This is a genomic window from Glutamicibacter sp. NPDC127525, assembly GCF_042672105.1.
Taxonomy (GTDB): domain Bacteria; phylum Actinomycetota; class Actinomycetes; order Actinomycetales; family Micrococcaceae; genus Glutamicibacter.
This window is the reverse complement of record NZ_JBHXVN010000006.1, coordinates 1-22,135: the sequence shown is the minus strand read 5'-3', so window position 1 is coordinate 22,135 and position 22,135 is coordinate 1. Positions and strand designations below refer to the sequence as shown.

The window sequence follows — 22,135 nt, the reverse complement described above, 5'->3', positions numbered from 1 at the left end:
GGGGCTAAACTTGGTAGCGTGAGCGATTCATCCAAAACCATGACTGCACTTTCCCGATTGGCGATCATCATCGCCATCCTTTCCGCCTTGGCGCTGGTCGGAACCCTCGTCTTCTACTTCCAGGAGATCGCCATCCCGCCGCTGCTGATGCTCTTTGCGCGCTTGGGCTTGCCAACGGCATTCATTCTGGCCGCCATCGTGGTCTTCGGAAACGTCGCCAGGCGCCGAAAAAGCTAGCCACTCGCTTCAGCATTCACTCAGCGGACTCCCAGACTTCTTCGGCACACTGTAATCCATGAGTCCAAAAACTGCTGAGGCAAAACTTCTCGTTGTCGATGACGAGCCGAATATCCGCGAACTGCTCTCCACTTCCCTGCGCTTTGCAGGCTTCGAAGTTGTCGCTGCTGCCAACGGACGCGAAGCCCTCGCCGCCGTTGAAGCCGAAGAGCCGGACCTGGCCGTCCTGGACGTCATGCTTCCTGACATGGACGGTTTCACCATTACCCGGAAATTGCGCGCCGCTGGCCGCCACTTCCCGGTGCTGTTCCTGACCGCGCGCGACGACACCAGCGACAAGGTCACCGGCTTGACCGTCGGCGGCGACGACTACGTCACCAAGCCATTCAGCCTGGATGAAGTCGTCGCCCGCATCCGTGCCGTCCTGCGCCGTACCGCCAATGGCGAGGACGAGAACGCGACCATCATCGTGGCCGACCTTGAGCTGGATGACGACGCCCACGAGGTGCGCCGTGCCGGGGAGATCATTGACCTGTCCCCCACCGAGTTCAAGCTGCTGCGCTACCTGATGATGAACCCGAACCGCGTACTGTCCAAGTCGCAGATCTTGGACCATGTCTGGGAATACGACTTCAACGGCGATGCCTCGATCGTGGAATCCTACATTTCCTACCTGCGTCGCAAGGTCGACCGCCCGGAGTGGCCTGCACTGATCCAGACCAAGCGTGGCGTGGGCTACCTGATGCGCACCCCAGACCGCCGCTAACGGCACACGTAACGGTCCGCGCCAATAATTGAAGGCCTTGTAAAGTCAGCATATGAAGTCATTTCGAGCCCAGTGGCGTCGCACCTCGTTGCGGACCAAACTGGTCGCGGTCATGTTTGGACTGATGATCGTCGCGATCTTCGCTACCGCTATCGGTTCAGCGCATACGCTGAGGATCGCGATGACCAGCCAGATCGACAAGCAGCTGAACGTGTCCAAGTCGACGATGGCCTACGGGCTCAACAAGGCCTACCTCTACTCCTTGAACGAGGACAACGGCAGCCATGACGCCTTGGATGTCGATGCCACGCTGCTCGGGCTCAGCAGCGCCTACGCTGACATTCGCGACCAGGACGGCGAGATCGTCTACGTGATGCCGCGTTCGAGGGTCGGTCCTTCCAACGGCACGGATCTGCCGCTGCTTAATATGGAACAGATCCAGCAGCTGGCAGCCCACCCGAACTCCCCTGCTACGGTCCCCGGCGCCTTCCCCACCTCCGCTGGTTGGCGTACGGTGATGATCCCGTTGAAGAGCAGCGAGCTGAACCTGTTCTTGTCCATGCCGCTGGATAATGTGAACCGTACCGTCAGCCAAACTGCGGTGCTGGTGCTCTCCACCGGCACGCTTGCGGCCCTGCTGATGTCGATGATCGCCTACGGGCTCACCGGGCGTTCGCTCAAGCCGCTGATCAATGTGGAGCGCACCGCGTCGATGATCGCCGATGGCGATCTGTCCCAGCGCGTGAAGGACTATCCCGCTGAGACCGAAGTGGGCAGGCTCTCGCGCTCGCTCAACGCCATGCTGGCCCAAATTGAAAAGGCGTTCAACGACCGCGAGGCTTCCGAGCAGAAGATGCGCCGCTTTATCCAGGACGCCTCGCATGAGCTGCGAACCCCGCTGGTCACCATCCAGGGCTATTCGGAGTTCTACCGCTACGGCGGGCTGGCGGATCCGGAGGCCATGGACTCGGCGATGGGCCGCATCGAAAGCGAATCCAAGCGCATGGCCCGTCTGGTTGAGGACCTCTTGATGCTCGCCCGCCTGGACGAGCAACGCCCCATGGAAAAGCAGCCAGTGGATTTGCTGGTCCTGGGCCAGGACGCGGTGGAAGACACCAAGGTCCGTGCACCGGACCGTACCGTCAAACTTGTGGGGCTCGTGTCCGAACGCCCCAGCCCAGCGAGCACCGTCGGTGATGATGCCCGCATCCGGCAGATCATCGCCAACCTGCTCACCAACGCGCTGCGCTACACCCCGGAAGGTTCTCCCTTGGAAGTTGCCGTCGGCGTGCGTTCATTGGTGGCTGGAACGCTGGACGCGGTCGTTGAAATCCGCGACCACGGCCCGGGCATCCCGGCCGAGGATTCCAAGCGCATTTTTGAACGCTTCTACCGCTCCGATAGCTCGCGCCAACGCGAGACCGGCGGTTCCGGCCTGGGCTTGGCCATTGTTGCGGCCATCGTCCAGCAGCACGGAGGTTCGGTGGCGTTGGCAGATACCCCTGGCGGTGGCGCCACGATGTCCATCTCCATGCCCTACGTGCCGCTGCGCGAACCGAAAGCACCGGAAGTCGACGATACGGAAGACTAGCGCCGATGGCTTTCTCCACACCCCGTGCCGGTTTTGCCCGGCACGGGGTGTGGTGTTTCTAAGGTGAGTGCATCAGTGATCAAACCGCTCATTCCAGAAAGGACGATTCCAGTGAGTACGTTCTCCACCAACACCGGCGAGATGCAGGTTAAATCCCAGGCCGTCATGAACACCATCGACCGGCTACGCAATGAGGTCTCGACCATGCAAATGAACTTGGACCAGTTGCAAAGCACCTGGCAGGGTTCCGCCGCGGCCTCCTTCCAGTCGATCGTGGCCGAATGGCGCTCAACCCATGTGCAGATCGAAGAGGCGCTGAGCAGCATTGCCACGGCCTTGAACCATGCCTCCATGCAGTACGAAGAGGTCGAGCAGGTCAACACCTCGCTGTTCCGTTACTGAAAACCGCAGACGCGACGGCCGGTTGATCAGTAGGCTTAGCCTTATGAGCATTCTGATCGACCCGCCGCGCTGGCCTGCCCACGGCACGCTCTTTGCCCACTTGGTGTCGGATACTTCATTGGCTGAACTCCATGAGTTCGCCGGGCAGCAAGAAATCTCCCGCCGAGCTTTCGACCGGGATCACTACGATGTGCCTCGCGAACGCTACGATCGGCTCGTGGCAGCTGGCGCCCTAGAAGTCTCGGGATCCGAGCTGGTCCGTGCACTGGTCAAGTCCGGGATTCGGATACCAGCCAAATACCGCCCGGAGAAGCTGGGAACCGTCCTCACCCGGCGGTGGTCCCGCACCTTGCCCACCGAGCCTCAGCTCGGAACCGAGCTGTTGGGCTATTGGTCCGAGAGCCATCGCCACTACCACGACCGGGTGCATCTGCTCTCCGTGCTCGAAGCCATCGACTGGCTGGCTGAAGGCCAGGCCGATCCCGAAGAGCTCATGCTGCTCCAAATCGCTGCGTGGTTCCACGACGCCGTCTACGCAGGAACCAGCGAGGACGAGTTCAAGTCGGCCACCTTGGCCCGTGAACGGCTATGGGGAGTCCTCTCCCCTGGTGCCGTATCGAAGGTCAGCGGGCTGGTCATGCTCACCGCCAAGCATGCCCCGGCAGAAACCGATCGCTTGGGCCATATCCTCTGCGATGCCGATCTGGAGGTCCTGGCCCGCCCCGCTCCGGCCTACCAGCGCTACGCCGAGGCGATCTACAAGGAGTACGGGCATCTTCCCCGCCATGTGCTTGCTTCCGGGCGCAGCAAGATCCTCAGCGGCTTGTTGGAGAAAGAACTGATCTACGGCACCCAAGCCGGATCCCGGCGCTGGGAGCAGCGCGCGCGGAACAATTTGGGCACCGAGCTGGAGCTGTTGCACAGCTGGCTATAGTGCAACGCTTGTCCCACGTTAAACGGCCGATGGCCCGGATCCCTCGAAAGGATCCGGGCCATCGGCGCGATTACTGCGTGCTAGTGCGTGCGGGAAGCTTAGAAGCCGCCCATTCCGCCCATGCCACCCATGTCATCGCCACCGGCTGGGGCAGCGCCAGCAGGAGCTGGCTTATCTGCGACAACAGCTTCGGTGGTCAGGAACAGGCCAGCGATCGATGCCGCGTTCTGCAGTGCCGAACGGGTCACCTTCACTGGGTCGTTGACACCAGCTTCGAGCAGGTTCACGTATTCGCCGGTTGCAGCGTTCAGGCCGTGGCCTGCTGGCAGGCCCTTGACCTTGTCAGCGACAACGCCTGGCTCCATGCCAGCGTTCAGGGCAATCTGCTTCAGCGGGGCTTCGATGCCAACGCGAACGATGTTCGCACCGGTAGCTTCGTCGCCTTCCAGAACCAGCTTCTCGAATGCTGCAGCGCCAGCCTGGATCAGTGCAACGCCACCACCGGCGACGATGCCTTCTTCAACAGCTGCCTTGGCATTGCGCACGGCATCTTCGATGCGGTGCTTGCGCTCCTTGAGCTCTACCTCGGTAGCAGCGCCGGCCTTCAGCACAGCGACACCGCCGGAGAGCTTTGCGTGGCGCTCCTGCAGCTTCTCGCGGTCGTAGTCCGAGTCGGTGTTTTTGATCTCGGCTGCGATCTGCGCCTTGCGTCCCTCGATGGCGTCGGCTTCGCCGCCACCTTCGACGATGGTGGTCTCGTCCTTGGTGATAACGACCTTGCGGGCGGTACCGAGGACTTCCAGGCCTACGTTGTCCAGGGACAGGCCGATTTCCTCGGAAACAACCTGGCCGCCGGTGAGGATAGCGATGTCGGTCAGCATGGCCTTGCGACGGTCGCCGAAGCCCGGAGCCTTGACAGCAACGGACTTGAACAGGCCGCGGATCTTGTTCAGGATCAGGGTAGCCAGGGCTTCGCCCTCGACATCTTCGGCGATGATCAGCAGCGACTTGTTCGACTGCATGACCTTCTCCAGCAAGGTCACCATGTCCTTGACCGAGGAGATCTTCGAGTTCACGATGAGTACGTAAGGGTCCTCAAGAACGGTTTCCTGGCGCTCAGCGTCGGTGACGAAGTAAGCGGAGATGTAGCCCTTGTCGAAGCGCATGCCCTCTGCCAGCTCCAGCTCCAGGCCGAAGGTGTTGGATTCTTCAACGGTGATAACGCCCTGCTCGCCGACCTTGTCGAGAGCTTCAGCGATCAGCGCGCCGATTTCCGGATCGCCAGCAGAGATCGAAGCGGTAGCAGCGATCTGCTCCTTGGACTCGACCTTCTTCGCAGCGGCGAACAGTTCAGCGGTAACAGCTTCTACGGCCTTGTCGATACCGCGGCGCAGTGCGATTGGGTCAGCACCTGCGGCAACGTTGCGCAGGCCTTCCTTGACCAGTGCCTGTGCCAGCACGGTTGCGGTGGTGGTACCGTCGCCAGCGACGTCGTCGGTCTTCTTGGCAACTTCCTTGACCAGCTCTGCGCCGATCTTCTCGTAAGGCTCTTCGAGGTCGATTTCCTTAGCGATGGACACGCCGTCGTTGGTGATAGTAGGAGCGCCCCACTTCTTTTCCAGAACAACGTTGCGGCCGCGTGGGCCCAGGGTGACCTTCACCGCGTCAGCAAGGGTGTTCAGGCCGCGCTCAAGTCCGCGGCGTGCTTCCTCGTCAAATGCAATCATCTTAGCCATTGTGGCGTACGGTCCTTTCGGGACGATTTTGCGAAAATGCAACCGACAGACAGCGCCCGCGACGGACGAGTGGACCGGTGCGGCATCGGGCCAGCAACCGTTTCAGCTCTCGCTATCTGAGGTATTTTCCACTCCCACGCCCTGCATCCGCTGTCCGGTGCTTCATGAAGTTCTTGGAGAACGCAAAAGCCGACCGGCGTTAGCAGTCGCAACGCATGAGTGCTAATACAAATATTGGCACTCTCGCATGGCGAGTGCAAGCCGATCGGCTCTGAGCGAATGGAATTATGAACGAATTATTCGTTTAGCCCCAGGGTGTCATCGGAGCCCAGAACCACGGTGACCCGGTTCGGAATGTTGCTGGTCTGCAGAACTTCGTCGATATTCAGGATTTCTGCAGCTTTTTCAGCGGTAGTCCGGTAGGACTCGGACATGTAATAAACCGTGGAGACTTCTGCGGGCCTGGTCCAGTTGTCGGCCACAATGCTGGTGAACCCGGCTTCGGCCATGGCGTCTTCGCCTTCATTAGCCAGACCGGCAACACTTGCCGCGTTGTACACGCCAATCAGCTGGCCGTAGAGCACGTCTTCGTCATCGATGGTGCTCGTTGGCGATGCGGATTCACTAGGTGTGGGTTCCACGGAAGGCTCAGCGGTGACTTCCTGGGTTTGCGAGGTGTCGCTTCCCGTGGAAGTCGCGAGGGTCTCCTTGAGCTGAGGGCCGAAGATGAAGGACAAGGCACCGATCACCAGCACGAGTACAGCGGTCAGCACTACCCAGCGCAATTTCCCACCGGTTGACTTCGACGCGGCGGACTGCGCCCATCCGTGGGCGTGGTGCGAACCCACACGGGTGCTGAACTCCGGAACGCGATCAAATTCGTCACGCGGGTAGTTGGTCATTCTTGTCCTTGCTCGAGGTCTGATTGGTCACGGCAGGCAGGGTTATCGTCCCGTGCCGACCTTACCGCCCACGCGACGTTTTGTGGAACGTGCTCTGCGCAGGCGCTTGACCAACATCGGGTCGTAGGCCAGTGCCGCGTCGGTTTCAATCAGCTGGTTCAGCAGCTGGTAGTAATTCGTCGGCGACATCGAAAACTGCTTGGTAATGGCTTGTTCCTTGGCCCCGGCATACTTCCACCACAACTTTTCCAGGTTGAGGATCTGTTGCGAACGCTCGTCCAATTCCGAATCCGGGTTCATGACGAAATCCACCAGCAATTCATTCTCAGCCATACGTTCTCACCTCTGTCCTTGGACCAGTTTTCTCGGGTTTCGGTTATGCATGTAATCCACCATCGGTAGACATACCACCGATATTCTAACCAATCTGCTTGCCTAACACCGTGTGGCCGAGCACAGGCACGCCAGAAAAACGGCACAATTATCCCTATGGACGATTTGCAGCCAGCACTTTTCGATGCACCCCAGCCAGCTCGGACACCAGTGTACGAAGCGGCGGATTTCCCGTTTTACCATGGCGCCCAATCCATGGCCGACCACGGGTTTATCGCTGGAGACTGGGTTCGGGCACTTAGCGAGCAGGACTCGTTGCTGCGTTCCCTGGCCACCGATTTGGCGGCCCGTTCGGCGGCCGGTGAACAGATCCTGCCGGCACCGGAGGTGATGTTCCGCGCACTGACCCTGCCATTGTCCGAAGTCAAGGTCCTAATTATTGGCCAAGACCCATATCCGACACCCGGCCACGCAAATGGTTTGGCCTTCGCGGCCAACAAGCAGGTGCGTCCGCTGCCGCGCTCCTTGGCCAATATCTACAAGGAATTGCAGTCCGATCTGGGGCTGGAGCCGGTTGCGCATCCGGATCTCAGTCCATGGCTCTCAGAAGGCGTCTTGCTGTTGAACCAGGTGCTCTCCGTAGCCGCTGGAAATGCCGGCTCGCATCAGAAGCTGGGTTGGGCGCCAATTCTGCATGCCATCCTCACCGCGCTCAATGACCGTCCGCGGCCTCCGGCGGCTTTGCTCTGGGGCAAGCATGCGCAGAAACTCTCCGAGTCCCTGTCCAACGCCGTGCAGCTGCAAAGCGCCCATCCCTCGCCGCTCTCAGCCTCGCGCGGGTTCTTCGGCTCCAAGCCCTTCTCAAGCATCAATCGGCTCCTGTCCGACCGCGGACAGAAGCCGATTGACTGGTCGTTGCCGAAAGCTTAGCGCCGGCGGATCCGCCGGCGCTCACGCCGGGCGCTGGAGGTCAATGGACGGCACAGCGTATCGCCGAAGACGACGCCGCCAGCGATGGAGAGCATGATCGCCATGGCGTTGAACATCTCCACCAGTCCCGTGGCGGTGTCATTGACGTTGATGACGATGCCGTACATCGCGCGGAAGATCATCAGGCCCGGAAGCAGGAACATGACCGCAGGAGCCGCTAGCACCAGCTGCGGGGAGCCGAGTTTGTCCGCCGCCAGCCGCGCGGCGAAACCGATCACCGTGGCGACCAGCGCCGGGGTAGCCCGGTCTCCGAGTCCTATGCTTTCGGCCAGCAGCTGCACCAGGTAGCCGCCGACCGCAATGCCGGCGGTAGGCAGCAGCAGGCGCAGCGCGCTCTGCTCGGTGACCGCACCGGCGACAATGGCCACGCCCACCAAGACCACCAGCAGCCAGGCCGGATAGTCGGTTTGGACGATCTGGTGAACGTCGACCTTCTCTCCCCCGAGCAGATCCGAGATCACCAGGGCCGTAGCAATTCCGCAGAGGATCGCCCCGTAGATCAGGCTGGCCGAGAACAACCGGCCTACCGCTGTCACCGGGAAGCCGTTGATGGCATCCTGCAATGCCGAAACGAATCTGCCCGACGGAAGCAGCAGCAAGATGCCGCCAGAGACCACCAGCGCCGGATCCAGCGGAGCGTGGAATTGGTGCCCCAGCAAGGCAATGCCGGTGACCACTAATGTCGAGGCCGCGATGGTGAAGAACTCGGGCACTCTCCAGCGCGAGCCGTATCGGCCGATCTGCGTCACGAGGCTCGAGGACAGCATCGCCACCAGCGCCCCAGCCCACGAGCCGCCAATGAAGAGTACGAACGCGGCCGCGAACACGGCCCGGCCGGAGGCGACGATCCAGCGCGGGAACGGCTTGGGCTGCCGCGTGATGTCCTTCAACCGCTTCGCTGAAACGGATCGCGATACGCCGCCGGCAATGATGTCCGAGACGAGTTCGTGCACCAGCACCATGCCGGCGTAGTTCGAGGTGTAGGAGCGGACCACACGCAGCACCGAGTAGCTTTCGGCGTCCGGCGGGCTGTAGTTCAAATGCAGGGACTGGTTGGTGATGTCCACATCCAAGTGGCTCAAGCCCAGTGCCGCGGTCACCGCGATCACGCTGGTTTCCACTTCCAAGGCGCCTGCGCCGTAGCGGATCAAGGTCTCGCCCAAATCCAGCGCGAACTCCATGGTGCGCCGGTTGGACGCGTCCTGGTCCACATTGACCTTGGGGTTGGCGTAGGGGGTGCCCTGCAGGCGCTCAACGATGTTCAGCGCCTCGGTGGGAGGGGTATCCGAGATCCACATTTTCGCCAGCAGCCGACGGGCCACCGGGTTGGCGCGGGTAGGCATGAGGGTAATGCCCTCATCGGTGGTGTGGACCTGGCCGGTGCGCCACTCGATATCCGAGACATCGGCAGCCGCCACGTTGGCGCTGACCGCCGTATTGAGCGGTAGTTCAGATGCCGTTGCCGGCTCTTCGGCGGGCTCTGCAGGATGGAAGCCCATGTTGATCTCACTAGTGGCAATGCGGGGCAAGACGCCAGCTAGCGGAGCCGGATCCTCGCCGACGGCATTCGACGAGGCGGCCTGTTCCTCGCTAGATCGATGCGCCACGAATCATGCCCCCTCATCCAAAGTTTTTCCCATGGGATTCACCATACAACCCGTGCATGAAAAGTTGTCGGGAACGTGGCGAATTCGGGAGGTATCGCCGAACACATTTAAGGGTATTTTCGGCCACTGGAATACCGGCGCTCGGCAGTTGGTTGCACCATGCAGAAGTTAGATGTGTTTGCATATAATCCGGAGGATCCAATGAATACGCAGTTCCCATTGCCAGAAATCGGAGCCGAGACCTTCGGCGACATCACCGAGGATGACCAGGGCAACCCGCTGAGCCACGCCCAGGTGATCCGCAATGTCATCGCCGAGGGGCAGCAGGCCGAAGCATCGGGCCTTGATTTCTTCGGCGTCGGCGAGCACCACCGCGATGACTATGCCATCTCCTCCCCCGAAATCGTTCTGGCCGCCCTGGCCAGCACTACCCAGCGCATCAAGCTCGGCACCGCGGTGACCGTGCTCTCCAGCGACGACCCGGTGCGCGTCTACGAACGCTTTGCCACCTTGGACGCGATCTCCAACGGGCGAGTGGAGATCATCGCAGGCCGCAGCTCCTTCATTGAATCCTTCCCGCTCTTCGGCCTGGATCTTGAAGACTACGAGGACCTGTTCGAAGAGAAGCTGCATCTGCTGGCCAAGCTCCGCCACGGCACGCCGGTTTCATGGCAGGGCAAGCACCGCGCCGCCTTGCGCAACCAGCAGATCTACCCGCTGCTGGAAGACCAGCCCTTGACCACCTGGGTGGGTGTGGGTGGCAGCCCGCAGTCGGTCACCCGCGCGGCCCGGCATGGCTTGCCGTTGTGCTTGGCCATTATCGGCGGCCAGCCCTCGGCCTTCGAAGGCTTGGCCACCCTCTACCGCCGTGCGCTGAAGGAGTTCGGCCATGGAGAATTGCCGGTCTCGGCGCACTTCCATGGCTTGGTGGCTTCCACCGACCAGGAGGCCCTGGAAACCCTCTGGCCGCATTACCAGCGCACCATGAATCGGCTGGGCGCCGAACGAGGCTGGCCGCCGGCCAGCAAGATGCGCTTGCAGGCTTCCATGGGGCCCGAGGGAGCCATGATGGCCGGCAGCCCGGAAACTGTGGCACGGAAGATGGCCAAGGTGGCCCAGCAGCTGGGCTTGTCGCGCGTTGACATCAAGTACTCTGCCGGTTCCTTGCCGCACGAGGCGATGATGAACAGCATCAAGTTGCTCGGAGAAGAGGTCAAGCCCACGGTGCACCTGCTGCTTGGCGCCTAGGATCCTGGCTGTCCCGGAAACAGCGAAAGCCACCGCATTGCGGTGGCTTTCGTTCTTGGTGGATCTTACTGGACTCGAACCAGCGACCTTTCGCGTGTGAGGCGAACGCTCTAACCAACTGAGCTAAAGATCCATCTGCGCCCTGACTTGCAAGCCAAGCGCATAAGCAATCCTACCGGGCCGTGGACCTCACTCCAAATCGGCCACCGGTTCCAGCGCCCGGAATCCGTCCCCGGAACACCGAAATGCCGCTTCCAGCGCAGGTTCGAACAGTCGCGGTTCAGGCAATGAGTAGAGCAGAAAAACAGCGCCGAATAGTTTATTTGCGATTCACCTAAAAGTACCCATTTCCACTTGTCAAAAAGGGACTTTAGACTCCATAATTTTTCTAGCTCATCGAGCTCAAACTGGACCCTACAAGGAAGTTGCCGGAAGCCGCCGGCATCGGTCCCCTCAAGGCCAACGAAACCGCGCAGTGGATTTTTCCACCGCGCAAAAGCCTCATCTTTCGTTCGTTCTTAGAATTTAGGACCGTACCCAGTGTTTGAAAACCTGAACTTTTCCTTGTCATCCCTATGCGTTCAGCCGGCCCAGCGCGCCGAATTAGCGACCCTTTACCCCCTGGTCGACCAGCGTTGGAACCAGAAGTTCGACCGGCTCTCGCTGCTTGTGACCGTGCGCGACCAGGGCACCTTGGTTGCCGCAGGCCTCGTGCATGATTCCATCATTGCCCCGACTTCTTCGATGAACGCCGTGGAGCTCGGTTGCATGGCCGTGCGCCCGGACTACCGCCGCCTGGGCATCCGCCAGCATGCGACGTCGCTGCGCCTTGCCCACGCGCTGCGTTCGGGCAAAACTCCGATCAGCGTCATCGATTCGCAGAACCCGGCATCCTGGGCCTTCTACGAGCGCTCGGAACTGTGGCAGCGCGAGCGCAGCTTCGAGCACGATGGGCAGCTGAAGTTCATCTACCGGGCCACCGAGGCCGCATGGCAGTGGGCCGCGCAATTGCCGCAGGCCTCCGAGGACCACGTGGCCATCCACCTTCCCGAAAGTGCGATGCCGGCCCCGAGCCTCATGGCCGGCCCGGCCCCGGTCCAGGGATTCGCCGCGCAGTTCGGATCCGATGATTCGGCCTCCGCCGTGCCGGTGATGTGACCGCCTAGAACAGGGCGTCCTGCTGTTCGTCCACGGAGCCGTGGCCCGGCAGCGGGGCAACTTCTCCGGCCCGGCGAGCGCGAGCGGCCTCGTGCAGGTCGATCGGGGTGACCTTCAGGACCGCATCGACCATGGCGTTGAGGAACTGCGGCGCGGCAATATCCGCGGGCACCGGAGCGTGGACGCATTTCACTTCGGGATGCTCCGCGCTCTCATCCCAATCCACCAGCAGCAGGCCGGTGGCGGTGTACCCGAAGCCGTCGCCGAAGTCGCGCAGCTTGCGGATCATGTCCACGGTGCGGCGGAAGGCGGCCGGCTCGGATTCCAGGATCGTGGCACGCTGCACGAAGAAGAACCCGACGGCTGCCAGCGGGTAGCGGGCCCGCAGGTTAGCCGCATCCCCATAGGCCTCTTCATAGCGGTTGGCCAGGTTCTTGCCGAAGGATGAGGTCATCGCCTTGGTGCTGAGCAGCAGCTCGGGACCGGTGGACCAATGGGTCATCACCACGTCGGTTTGCTTCATGTAGGCGCGGCCCAGGATGCGCGCGTCGATGCTGCCCGCCTTGCCCGCCATGATGGACTCGTGCACCTCGTCGGCCAGCCGCTCCGGCAGCTTGCGCAGCAGTTCCAGGATGTCGCTGGACAAGACCCGGGGCGCCTCGGGACGCGGCCACACCAGATCCGCATCGAATCCGGCACGGCGCAATTCATGGGCCAGCCATGCGTCCACGCCCTGGGCAAAGCGGCCCGATCGGGTGACCGCCTTGTTGCGGACCGGGATGCTCAGCAGGCGTTCGAGCACCGGGAAGGACGGGTTGAATTCCTCGGTTACCGCGCCATTGCCCAGCCAGGGCGAATCCTTCGCCGCTGACATCAACGTGGTATCGAATTCGGCAAAGGCCAAGGTCTTTTCGATCGCAGGATTGGCCACGTTCATCCCCTCACGGCTTTGCTTCTGGCCTTGCGGCGTTCGAGCATATTCATTCGCGCAGTGCGGACCGCCTCCAGCGCATCCGGCTCCAAGCCGAGCAGCTGCTCGAGCACCACGCCGTCCACCAGGTCGGTGGCCTCTTGCTTGCGCCCCTGCACCAGCAGTTCACGCACCGCCGGCTTGATGGCACGCAATTGCCGGGCATAGCGCTGCACCATGCCGATCGCCGGGACCGGCAGCTGGTCGGCTTCACGCGGTTCCAGCTTCAGGATGCCGCCGCCGTAGGAGCGGCCCACCATTTCGGCTCCGAGCATGGTCAGGGTATTGAGCGATGCCACCGGGAGCAGCTCGCGGCCCAGCTCGCGCGCATCGGCGCCGAGGTACACCCCATGGATCGAGTTGATGTGGTGCACCGCGGCCTCGTTGGCGGTCAACCGCGGGGTGTCGGCGTTCATGTAGGTCATGAACAGGTCCGGCACCGAGAGCACCGGCACCCGCCACCACGGCGAGCGCACCTTGCACTTATAGGCCTGGTCGACGTTCTGCAGTTCACCGCTGGCCACGAAGCGCGCACCGGCGCCGCTGGGTTCCGCGCCGGGGCGGAACATGTAGGCAGCTGCCCCGTGCTCGGCGAGCTTTTCCCAGCCGTCCTCGCTCAATTCCAGCCCGCGCAGGTGGCGCGAGCCCGGAGGCGAGATCCGGATCAGGTCCTCGCAGGCCAGCCCCAGGTCCTGGATCTGCTGGGCCGAGAGGGTGAACCACTTATTATTGCCGGTGACCGCGCCCAGCGAGGTTTCGCCCCAGGACTGCAGCGGCGCCATCCGGCCGGCGGCCAGTGCCGCCGACAGGATCCCCTGGGCTTCAAGGCCGACCAGGGAACCGGTCCAGCGCTCGTTCATGCGCACCGGGGTGTGGCGGGTGCCTTCGCCCAGGGCTTGCAGATCCAGCGCATTGCGGAATTGGTGCAGGTTGAAGGAACCGCTAGCCCCTTCGCGGTAGCCCTCGGCCAGCAGCAGCACCACTTCTTCCTGCGCGTCGGCGAACAAGCGTTCTTCGAAGACGGCCAGGTGCACGCTGGCGAAGCGTTCAAGCAGCATCTGGCGGACAGGCCCGGCATAGTTCACGAACATCAGCTCTGCCGGAAGCACCAGGGCCAGGCGCCCGCCGACGGCAAGGAAGCTGGTGGCGTGCACGACGAAAGCGGCCCAGATGCTGGCAAGTTCATTCAATTCCACGCCCGAGGCTTTGGCCGCGGCGCGCGAGAGCTGCCGGTCGGCCCCGCGGTGCAGCTGGTAGCGCACGTAGGGAGGGTTGCCGATGACAGCGTCGAACTCGGCGTTGCCGGTGACCTCGAAGAAGTTGGCGTGCTCGATGCGCGCGTCGATCCCGGCGGCGCTCATCCGCTCACGGGCGGCCTGCACCGATGGTTCGTGCAGTTCCAGGCCCACCAGCTCGACCCGGTCTCGGCCATCTGCAAGCACCGGATGGGCAGCGGCAAGGAATTGCGCTTCACCGCAGGAGGGTTCCAGGACCTTGGATCCTTGCTCCCCCAGCGCCCACTGCGCCATGAAGCTGGCAACGGGTTCCGGGGTGAAGTAGGCTCCGCGCGCATGGCGGGCGGTGGCCTGATCTGTCAATTCTCTACTCAACACGCATCGATCTTTCCACGTAGGCCAGACAGTTGGGCTGGACCGGTAGACCGAGTCCGGGCGGCAACTTCTCTATTCTACGTGCGCGGGCATCTGGCTGATTCCTGTTCCTAGTGGTCTGCTTCGGCTTTGCCCTTGTGGCGCAGCTTCTGGATGCCCAGGATGATGACGGTAATCACGGTACCCATGATAAAACCGGCAAGGCAGGAGAAGGCGGTGTTCACCAGCCAGCCCAGCACGGCGCCGGCCTGGCCGGTCGCGTCGTGGACCAGCAGTTCCACGTGGTGCACGAAGCCGTACGGTGCGTGCCAGCCCAGTTCATCCATGCCGACCAGCAGCAGGTGCCCGCCGACCCAGAGCATCGCGATCACGCCGACCTTGCTCAGGATGGACATCACGATGGGCATCGCCTTGACCAGGCCGCGCCCGATCTTCTGCGTGAGCTGGCGCGGCTTGGCGGCCATGTGCAGTCCGATGTCGTCCATTTTGACGATCAAGCCCACGGCGCCATAGACCACGACGGTCATCAGGATGGCGATCACAATCAGGATCAGCGCGCGATTCAAGAACGGCTCGTGGGACACCTCGTTCAGCGAGATGACCATGATCTCCGCGGAAAGCACGAGGTCTGTGCGCACTGCCGATCCGATGATCGCTTTCTCGTCGCGCACTCCCTCCTTGCCGCCCGGAGTGTGGTGCTTGATCGCGCCCATCGCCTCAAGCAGCTTCTCGGCGCCTTCGAAAACCAGATAGGCGCCACCGATCATCAGGATCGGGGTCAGCGCCCATGGAGCGAACTGCGATAGGACCAGCGCCACCGGAAGGATGAACAGCATCTTGTTCCGGATAGACCCAACGGCGATCTTCCAGATGATTGGAAGCTCGCGCTTGGGCGAGAGCCCGGCCACGTACTGCGGCGTGACTGCCGCATCGTCGATGACGACGCCTAGCGATTTGGTGCTGGCCTTGCCAGCGCCCAGCGCGATGTCATCAAGCGATGCCGCGGTGACTTTCACCAGCGCCGCCACGTCGTCCAATAGTGCTGCAAGGCCTCCGGCCATGGTCGGCTCCTCAAATATAGGTTCTGCGCAAAATTCTACCGGCGGGATCTTTGAGCCTGCCATAGGCGCGACGCTGGCTCGGGCAAGATCTGGGGCTAAAAAAAAGAAACCGCGCCACGAAGATTCATGGACACGGTTCCCGTTGCTGGTCCAGGACCAGGTCAGAGCCCCCTACCGGATTCGAACCGGTGACCTTCAGTTTACAAGACAGACGCTCTGGCCAGCTGAGCTAAGGGGGCGTACCGAATAAGAATATCCGAAAACCCTGCGGCACTGCGAATTGGCGATGCTCCGAGTTAAATGCCGATGGGAAGGAAGCCAGCATTGGCTTCCTTCCCATCGGTCGGGGTGCGAGATCAATAAGGATACTACCGGATCCCGAACAATTGTCCAGAGGCTACCGGTTCGACTTACTTGTTGGCTGCGATTGCTTCCTTCACTGCGGTTGGGAAGTCTTCCTTTGCCAGATCGACTACCTTGCCCTGGACGAAGATCGATGGGGTGCCAGCCACGCCATCGTACTGGCCGGCAGTAGTGGTGTACTGGACGAATGGACGGAACTTGTCATCTGCGATGCAGCTTTCAACGGACTGCGCAGCGCCATTCTGGATCGCCAGATCGGCCAGCTCGGCGTTCTTCATCTCGCCCTCTGGGTAGTGGCCCCACAGCGCCTTGACGAAGCCCATGTAGGCTTCTGGGCTTTCGTCGGCGACGCAAGCCAATGCGTTGGCGCCGCGCGAGGAGAAGTTAGTTGCTGAACCACGGTCAAGGTAGCCGACGTTGCGGTATTCAACGGTGACGTCGCCGTTGGCCAGCCATTCCTCGATCTGGTCCCCGTAGGTAGCCTCGAAGTCTGCACAGTGAACGCAGTTGGCGTCAACGTACATGGCGATGTTGATCGGTTCGCCCTTTTCAGCCACCGTCAGGTCGCGTGGGGTAGCAGGCGATGGCGCCTCGGCAGGTGCTTCGAGCGTCTTGATATCCACATTCTCGATGGACTTCTCTGCGACAGTGTCCGGCGAGGTGACCATGATGCCACCGGCTGCGGTAGCGCCCTGCGGCACGGCGCCGGAGTCTGCCACCTTTGCGTTGTTGTTCTGCACGATCAAGGTAACTACCAGTGCGATGACCACAATGACTGCGGCCAATACGCCCAGCTTCACGAAAAGCGACTTGCGCTTCTGAGCGGCATCTTGAGCGGCACGCATCTGCGCCGCCTTCTCTCGGGCACTCGCGGTTCGCTCTGCCTTCGATGGGCGCGGGTTATTTGTAGACATAAATTTGGCGGTTCCTTGGTCAGCGGACAACTATCATCTGGAGTCAAGCTTAGCCAACTCCGAGCGCCAATATCCTTGAAAACTCAAGATTCCCCCACCTTCACAGGACTCACATATCTTTCGCATACAGCACCCAAAGTGCTTCGAAAACCTTAAGTTGAGCGTTAAACCAAGTCATCGGCGGATATCGTTTCTTTGCTGCCGGTTCTTTGCTGACCACGCGGCACATGCGCAGAAGTAGCCCATATGACGGAGAAATCCGTCCCTTCGTTCCCTTAGCAGTCAGTTTTCACTAGGCTAAATAGCAAGAGCGAGGAAATTTGACGAGATGTCATTCACTCAGAACCGACGAATCTGCACCACGCCGGTGAACCAGATTGAACAAACCAGGAGGTTTGCAGTGGGTACCCCAGCGCCGAGTACAAAGACCGAAAATTCCTACGATTTTGTGGTTGTAGCCAACCGCCTTCCGGTGGACCGCATCACCAACCCTGACGGATCGCAAGGATTCCAGCGTTCGCCCGGCGGTCTGGTTACCGCCTTGGAACCGGTCATGGCTGCGTCCGAAGGTGCCTGGGTAGGCTGGCATGGCGGTATCGGCGAGAAGCTGGAGAGCTTCGACAAGGACGACATCCATCTGGTTCCGGTCCCCCTGGATGAGGATGACCTGACCCTCTACTACGAGGGCTTCTCCAACTCGACGCTTTGGCCGCTCTACCACGACGTCATCGTGCCACCGGAGTACCACCGCACCTGGTGGGACCGCTACAAGAGGATCAACCAGCGATTCGCCGATGCCGTACTGGAAATCGCGGCCCCGAACGCTACCGTGTGGGTCCACGACTACCAGCTGCAGCTGGTTCCGCAGATGCTGCGGCTGGCGCGACCCGATCTGAAAATCGGCTTCTTCCTGCACATACCGTTCCCGGCGGCCAGCCTGTTTTCGCAGCTGCCCTGGCGCACCCAGATCTTGCAGGGACTGGTCGGCGCGGACTTGGTCGGGTTCCAGCGCGAAACCGATGCGAGCAATTTCCTGCGCTGCTTGCGCCGGTTCACCGACTACTCCACCAAGGGGGATGTGGCTTCGCCCCCAGCCGGTAACGACATGCAGAATCTCTGCCGCGCCAATGCGCATCCAATTTCCATCGATACCGAGCAAATCGCCAAGCTCGCGCGCGATCCGCAAATCATTGCCCGTGCCGCCCAGATCCGCCATGAGCTGGGCAATCCGAAAACCATCATGCTGGGCGTGGACCGCTTGGACTACACCAAGGGCATTCGCCACCGCCTGAAGGCCTATGGCGAGCTCCTCTCCGACCAGACTCTGCGCGCCGGTGATGTCTGCCTGATCCAGGTAGCCAGCCCCAGCCGGGAAAATGTGGACAGCTACATCGAGCTGCGTGACCAGGTCGAGCTCATGGTCGGGCAGATCACCGGCCAGCATGACACCCTGAGCCACACCACCCTGCGCTACCTGCACCAGTCCTATCCGCTGCGCGAAATGATCGCCATGTATCTGGCAGCCGATGTCCTGCTGGTCACGGCCCTGCGCGATGGGATGAATCTGGTGGCCAAGGAGTTCGTCGCTGCGCACCAGGATGGTCGCGGCGTACTGGTGCTCTCGGAGTACACCGGCGCTGCCGATCAGCTGACCCAGGCTGTCCTGGTCAACCCGCACGACATCGACGGGATGAAGGCCAAGATCGTTGAAGCGGTTCAGATGAATGAGGCAGAGCAGGAACGCCGGATGAAACGCATGAACCGCCACTTGGCGCTCAACGACGTCTCGAAGTGGTCCGAGGATTTCCTAGCCGAGCTGGCCGAGATCAACGCGGCCACCTCCGTGCACGAAATCGTTCGCTAGAAGATTCCGACAGGAATCCTGATCTCCGATGAGGAATACCATTGCCTGACCTTGACCCTGCCCTGCAGGCCGCGCTCGCTGAATTTGCTGCCCATCAGCGGGTACTAGTTGCTTTGGACTTTGATGGAACGATGTCCCCGCTGGTTGACCGGCCCCAAGAGGCCCGGCCGCTGGAAGAGTCTGCTGCTGCCTTCGAGCAGCTGGCTTCCAGTCCCGGGGTATACACCGCGGTGGTGTCGGGGCGTAACCTGCAGTCCTTGAGCGAGGTCTATCCTGAACCTCGTCCAGAGATTCGCATTGGTTCGCACGGTGCCGAGCGCTTGGTTCCGCCACAGCTGGGCGCGATCTGGCACGATGAGCCGCTGACCGCTAGGCAGTCCGAGCTGCTCGGGCAAATTACCAAGCGCCTGGAACGAGTTGCTGCGATGCACGCGAACGCCAGCGTGGAGTACAAACCGTCGGCCACGGTCCTGCACGTCCGCCAGGCAACACCTGAAGTTGCCGCCAAGGCCCTGGCACAGGCGCGGCAGGCGCTACGTGATTTGGACGGCATCAAACTGCTTGAAGGCAAAGCGGTGCTAGAGGCCACCGTGCATCACGGCGATAAGGGCCAGAGCCTGCAGTGGTTGCGTGAAGTACTCGACGTCCAAGCGGTCCTTTTTGTCGGTGATGACGTGACCGACGAGAACGGATTCAAGGTTCTTGGCGCAGCGGATCTGGGCATCAAGGTGGGACCTGGACCAACTGCGGCCGCGCATAATATCCTTTCGCCAAGTGAATTACCACACCTTTTGAAAAGTCTGATTTCCATGCGACACTGAAGTGTCCCAACTCACTTTCACTACGGATCGTCGGGCACGTACCTGCCCGTGAAAGGATTGTCATCATGGCAACTGTGACCTTTGAAAAGGCCACCCGCATCTACCCGGGCGCACTTGTGCCTTCCGTCGACGCTATCGACTTGGAAATCCAAGATGGAGAATTCCTTGTCCTGGTCGGCCCGTCGGGTTGCGGCAAGTCCACCACCCTGCGCATGCTCGCGGGCTTGGAAGAAGTAAACTCCGGTCGTATTCTCATTGGCGATAAGGATGTGACCAACGTTCCGCCTAAGGACCGCGACATCGCCATGGTCTTCCAGAACTACGCGCTGTACCCCCACATGACCGTTGCCGAGAATATGGGCTTTGCCTTGAAGATCGCCGGCGTCGACAAGGAGGAACGCAAGAAGCGCGTGCTGGAAGCAGCCAAGCTTCTCGATCTGGAGAAGTACTTGGACCGCAAGCCCAAGGCCTTGTCTGGCGGCCAGCGTCAGCGTGTGGCCATGGGTCGCGCCATCGTTCGTTCACCCCAGGTGTTCTTGATGGACGAGCCGCTGTCCAACCTCGATGCAAAGCTGCGCGTGCAGACCCGTACCCAGATTGCGTCGCTGACCCGCCGACTCGGTGTCACGACCGTGTACGTGACCCACGACCAGGTGGAAGCCTTGACTATGGGTGACCGCGTTGCCGTACTCAAGGACGGCGAGTTGCAGCAGGTAGGCACTCCTCGTGAGCTCTACGATCGCCCACGCAATGTCTTCGTCGCAGGCTTCATCGGGTCCCCTGCCATGAACCTGGTGCAGTTGCAGTCTGCCAATGGACAGGTTGCTTTCGGTTCAGCTGTTATCGATGCGCCTGGGGCACAGGGTGGAGTCACCTTGGGCTTCCGTCCAGAGGACATCGAGATTGTCGGTGCCGGCGAAGGTGTGGAGATTGTTGTCGACGTTGTTGAAGAGCTCGGCGCAGATGCCTACATCTACGGTTCGGCAGAGCTAGGCGGCGAAACTCAGATAGTCGTGGTTCGTGTTGACGGCCGTACGCCTCCCGCACGTGGACAGCGCATCAATATTGCACCAAATCTGCAGCACGCGCACCTGTTTGATACGGAAAGCGGTCTGCGCTTGGACAACGCCTAATACTGGCTAGCGCCAATGGCGGCTTGGAAATTGAACTCCAAGCCGCCATTGGCTTTAAGTCCGCTGCGCGAGAGTCCGGTTAAACATCGAAGGCCCCGAACAAAAGTTCGGGGCCTTCGGCAAATTATGCCCGGCGATGACCTACTCTCCCACACCCTCCCGAGTGCAGTACCATCGGCGCTGTGGGTCTTAGCTTCCAGGTTCGGTATGGATCTGGGCGTTTCCCCCACGCTATGATCGCCGTAACTCTATACCTCATGGCTAGCCATGGGAAAACTACGGTGTCATTCGCGATTGCGACAACTCCATAACTATATCAAGCACGCAGTGGATGCGCCACTTCAGAACGCGTTACCAATAGTGTCCTTCGCCATACCCGGCTAATTGGGCTAGCTCCAGATATCGTCCCCGCGGAACGTAGCCTCGGCACCGCCATCGCAGTAAATCGTTTGCCCGGTGACGTGAGTATTTTCTGCACTCGTTAGCCACAGCAGTAGCTTGGCAATTACCACGGCTTCAGAGTGGTAGTTCAATGGCATCGGCACATTCTGGTCAACCATCGATTTGCCTTCTTCTGTCGCCAATAGGTCCCGAGTCATGTTGGTGATCACGGTGCCAGGAGCCACAGCGTTCAATGGGATCCCTGCGCCGGCCCACTTCTCCGAGATGCACTCGCGGCGAACCCAGCGGCTCAGCGCACGCTTGGAGGACGGGTAATTCAGGTAACCGGATCGCGGGCCAGCGGCTTCCAAGGCTGCACCAATGGCCAGGGCTGCTTCCTCGTCGCCTGCAAGCAACGCATCAACGAGTTCAGCGGAATTCTGCTGGATCGAGGCCATCGAGGAAACCACGGCCACGCGTGGTGACTGCGAGAGTCCCAATGCAGGCAGCAGGCCTTCCAGATACCTGGTTACGCCGAAGTAGTTTACCGAGACGGTAATCGCCTTAGGAGCCGAGATGCCTGCGGCCGCGATGACCGCGTCAATCTTGCCTTCGGAATGCTCTAGGGTCTGGCTGATGGCGCTTAGCCGGCCCGCCTGCGTCGATAGGTCAGCAGTGACCTCGGCATCGCGTAGATCAACTCCAATGACCTTGTGCCCACGTTCTCGAATCAATTCTGCAGTGGCCGCGCCAATACCGGAAGCAGCGCCAGTAACGACATAAGTTCTCACGTTCGGTTTCCCTCTTTCGCAATTGGAAGACGAGTCGAGTCACCGTCGATGAGTCAGTCGCAGCCTCGCTCACATCCCACACTATGCCCATTTCGAGTGGCCCCTTGAACAATGATGCCTAAGTCAAGTGTTTGGGGTTGCCTTAGTCGCTTAGCAGCTATCGAGGTTAAAGCAGGAGGGGAGGAGGAACCAAGCAGCACCAGCTGCCCAATTCCCCCTCCCCTTCTAGTTAAACAGGTGAGGCCCCGGCACCAAACGGTACCAGGGCCTCAAACCATCTACTCAAGTTAAGTCCGGCGGTGACCTACTCTCCCACACCCTCA

At 61.0% G+C, this 22,135-nt stretch carries 20 protein-coding genes, 2 tRNA genes and 1 rRNA gene; 11 read left to right on the top strand and 12 right to left on the bottom strand.

From position 1 onward, the window contains the following. Window positions 1-18: 18 nt before the first annotated feature. The 5 genes from ACFVHU_RS14275 (at window position 19) to ACFVHU_RS14255 (ending at window position 3,930) form a co-directional block, all read left to right on the top strand. Complete coding sequence (locus tag ACFVHU_RS14275) at window positions 19-237, top strand: hypothetical protein (RefSeq protein ID WP_105659126.1); 219 nt, start codon at window positions 19-21, stop codon at window positions 235-237. 58 nt (window positions 238-295) lie between these two features. After that, complete coding sequence (locus ACFVHU_RS14270) at window positions 296-1,003, top strand: response regulator transcription factor (protein WP_105659125.1); 708 nt, start codon at window positions 296-298, stop codon at window positions 1,001-1,003. Window positions 1,004-1,055: 52 nt separating this feature from the next. Beyond that, complete coding sequence (locus ACFVHU_RS14265; protein ID WP_388024943.1) at window positions 1,056-2,594, top strand: ATP-binding protein; 1,539 nt, start codon at window positions 1,056-1,058, stop codon at window positions 2,592-2,594. A gap of 111 nt (window positions 2,595-2,705) precedes the next feature. Then, on the top strand, window positions 2,706-2,996 hold the full coding sequence (locus ACFVHU_RS14260) for a WXG100 family type VII secretion target (protein WP_038990044.1): 291 nt from the start codon (window positions 2,706-2,708) through the stop codon (window positions 2,994-2,996). Between the two features lie 43 nt (window positions 2,997-3,039). Next, entirely contained in the window at window positions 3,040-3,930 is an 891-nt protein-coding gene (locus ACFVHU_RS14255; RefSeq protein WP_388024941.1) for a DUF4031 domain-containing protein, read from the top strand. Between the two features lie 98 nt (window positions 3,931-4,028). Here the strand turns inward: ACFVHU_RS14255 and groL are convergent, their stop codons facing one another. The 3 genes from groL to ACFVHU_RS14240 all read right to left on the bottom strand — a co-directional run bounded on the left by groL (window position 4,029) and on the right by ACFVHU_RS14240 (window position 6,901). Next, window positions 4,029-5,666 (bottom strand): chaperonin GroEL, encoded by a 1,638-nt coding sequence (gene groL / locus ACFVHU_RS14250; protein WP_105659122.1) that lies wholly within the window; start codon window positions 5,664-5,666, stop codon window positions 4,029-4,031. Between the two features lie 296 nt (window positions 5,667-5,962). Beyond that, the gene (locus tag ACFVHU_RS14245; RefSeq protein WP_105659121.1) at window positions 5,963-6,568 is read right to left on the bottom strand and encodes a LytR C-terminal domain-containing protein; all 606 of its coding nucleotides are present in this window, start codon (window positions 6,566-6,568) and stop codon (window positions 5,963-5,965) included. Window positions 6,569-6,610: 42 nt separating this feature from the next. Beyond that, on the bottom strand, window positions 6,611-6,901 hold the full coding sequence (locus ACFVHU_RS14240; protein ID WP_105659120.1) for a DUF3263 domain-containing protein: 291 nt from the start codon (window positions 6,899-6,901) through the stop codon (window positions 6,611-6,613). Window positions 6,902-7,057: 156 nt separating this feature from the next. On the opposite strand from ACFVHU_RS14240, the gene ACFVHU_RS14235 reads away from it, so the two are divergent. Beyond that, the gene (locus ACFVHU_RS14235; protein WP_388024938.1) at window positions 7,058-7,831 is read left to right on the top strand and encodes a uracil-DNA glycosylase; all 774 of its coding nucleotides are present in this window, start codon (window positions 7,058-7,060) and stop codon (window positions 7,829-7,831) included. Here ACFVHU_RS14235 and ACFVHU_RS14230 read toward each other — a convergent pair. Continuing rightward, window positions 7,828-9,498 (bottom strand): threonine/serine exporter ThrE family protein, encoded by a 1,671-nt coding sequence (locus ACFVHU_RS14230; RefSeq protein ID WP_388024937.1) that lies wholly within the window; start codon window positions 9,496-9,498, stop codon window positions 7,828-7,830. The genes ACFVHU_RS14235 and ACFVHU_RS14230 overlap by 4 nt on opposite strands. Window positions 9,499-9,699: 201 nt before the next feature. Between ACFVHU_RS14230 and ACFVHU_RS14225 the strand changes: the two genes are divergently transcribed. Then, the gene (locus tag ACFVHU_RS14225) at window positions 9,700-10,746 is read left to right on the top strand and encodes an LLM class flavin-dependent oxidoreductase (RefSeq protein ID WP_388024936.1); all 1,047 of its coding nucleotides are present in this window, start codon (window positions 9,700-9,702) and stop codon (window positions 10,744-10,746) included. A 56-nt stretch (window positions 10,747-10,802) separates the two neighbouring features. On the opposite strand, the gene ACFVHU_RS14220 is transcribed toward ACFVHU_RS14225, so the two are convergent. Beyond that, window positions 10,803-10,879 (bottom strand) — tRNA-Val (locus tag ACFVHU_RS14220). Window positions 10,880-11,286: 407 nt separating this feature from the next. Here ACFVHU_RS14220 and ACFVHU_RS14215 point away from each other — a divergent pair. Beyond that, entirely contained in the window at window positions 11,287-11,904 is a 618-nt protein-coding gene (locus ACFVHU_RS14215; protein ID WP_332487736.1) for a GNAT family N-acetyltransferase, read from the top strand. 4 nt (window positions 11,905-11,908) lie between these two features. On the opposite strand, the gene ACFVHU_RS14210 is transcribed toward ACFVHU_RS14215, so the two are convergent. The 5 genes from ACFVHU_RS14210 to ACFVHU_RS14190 all read right to left on the bottom strand — a co-directional run bounded on the left by ACFVHU_RS14210 (window position 11,909) and on the right by ACFVHU_RS14190 (window position 16,822). Beyond that, window positions 11,909-12,841: a hypothetical protein gene (locus tag ACFVHU_RS14210; RefSeq protein ID WP_105661589.1), complete on the bottom strand. Its 933-nt coding sequence runs from the start codon at window positions 12,839-12,841 to the stop codon at window positions 11,909-11,911. Next, window positions 12,838-14,487, bottom strand: coding sequence for a class I SAM-dependent DNA methyltransferase (locus ACFVHU_RS14205; protein WP_388024934.1), 1,650 nt, complete (start codon window positions 14,485-14,487; stop codon window positions 12,838-12,840). The genes ACFVHU_RS14210 and ACFVHU_RS14205 overlap by 4 nt, the downstream gene beginning before the upstream one ends. Window positions 14,488-14,594: 107 nt before the next feature. Next, entirely contained in the window at window positions 14,595-15,545 is a 951-nt protein-coding gene (locus ACFVHU_RS14200) for a DUF808 domain-containing protein (RefSeq protein WP_332487740.1), read from the bottom strand. A 165-nt stretch (window positions 15,546-15,710) separates the two neighbouring features. Next, window positions 15,711-15,784 (bottom strand) — tRNA-Thr (locus ACFVHU_RS14195). A gap of 171 nt (window positions 15,785-15,955) precedes the next feature. Beyond that, entirely contained in the window at window positions 15,956-16,822 is an 867-nt protein-coding gene (locus tag ACFVHU_RS14190) for a thioredoxin domain-containing protein (protein WP_105659112.1), read from the bottom strand. A 400-nt stretch (window positions 16,823-17,222) separates the two neighbouring features. Between ACFVHU_RS14190 and ACFVHU_RS14185 the strand changes: the two genes are divergently transcribed. From ACFVHU_RS14185 to ACFVHU_RS14175, 3 genes are all read left to right on the top strand, one after another. After that, window positions 17,223-18,686 carry a trehalose-6-phosphate synthase gene (locus tag ACFVHU_RS14185; protein ID WP_388024933.1) on the top strand — a complete coding sequence of 488 codons (1,464 nt, stop codon included), beginning with the start codon at window positions 17,223-17,225 and terminating at the stop codon, window positions 18,684-18,686. 41 nt (window positions 18,687-18,727) lie between these two features. Beyond that, window positions 18,728-19,507, top strand: a complete 780-nt coding sequence (gene otsB / locus ACFVHU_RS14180) for a trehalose-phosphatase (RefSeq protein ID WP_146112911.1) — start codon at window positions 18,728-18,730, stop codon at window positions 19,505-19,507. A gap of 65 nt (window positions 19,508-19,572) precedes the next feature. Next, the gene (locus ACFVHU_RS14175; protein WP_105659109.1) at window positions 19,573-20,640 is read left to right on the top strand and encodes an ABC transporter ATP-binding protein; all 1,068 of its coding nucleotides are present in this window, start codon (window positions 19,573-19,575) and stop codon (window positions 20,638-20,640) included. Window positions 20,641-20,768: 128 nt separating this feature from the next. On the opposite strand, the gene rrf is transcribed toward ACFVHU_RS14175, so the two are convergent. Continuing rightward, window positions 20,769-20,885, bottom strand: a 5S ribosomal RNA gene (gene rrf, locus ACFVHU_RS14170). Between the two features lie 144 nt (window positions 20,886-21,029). Next, entirely contained in the window at window positions 21,030-21,812 is a 783-nt protein-coding gene (locus ACFVHU_RS14165; RefSeq protein ID WP_388024931.1) for an SDR family oxidoreductase, read from the bottom strand. Window positions 21,813-22,135 lie beyond the last annotated feature (323 nt).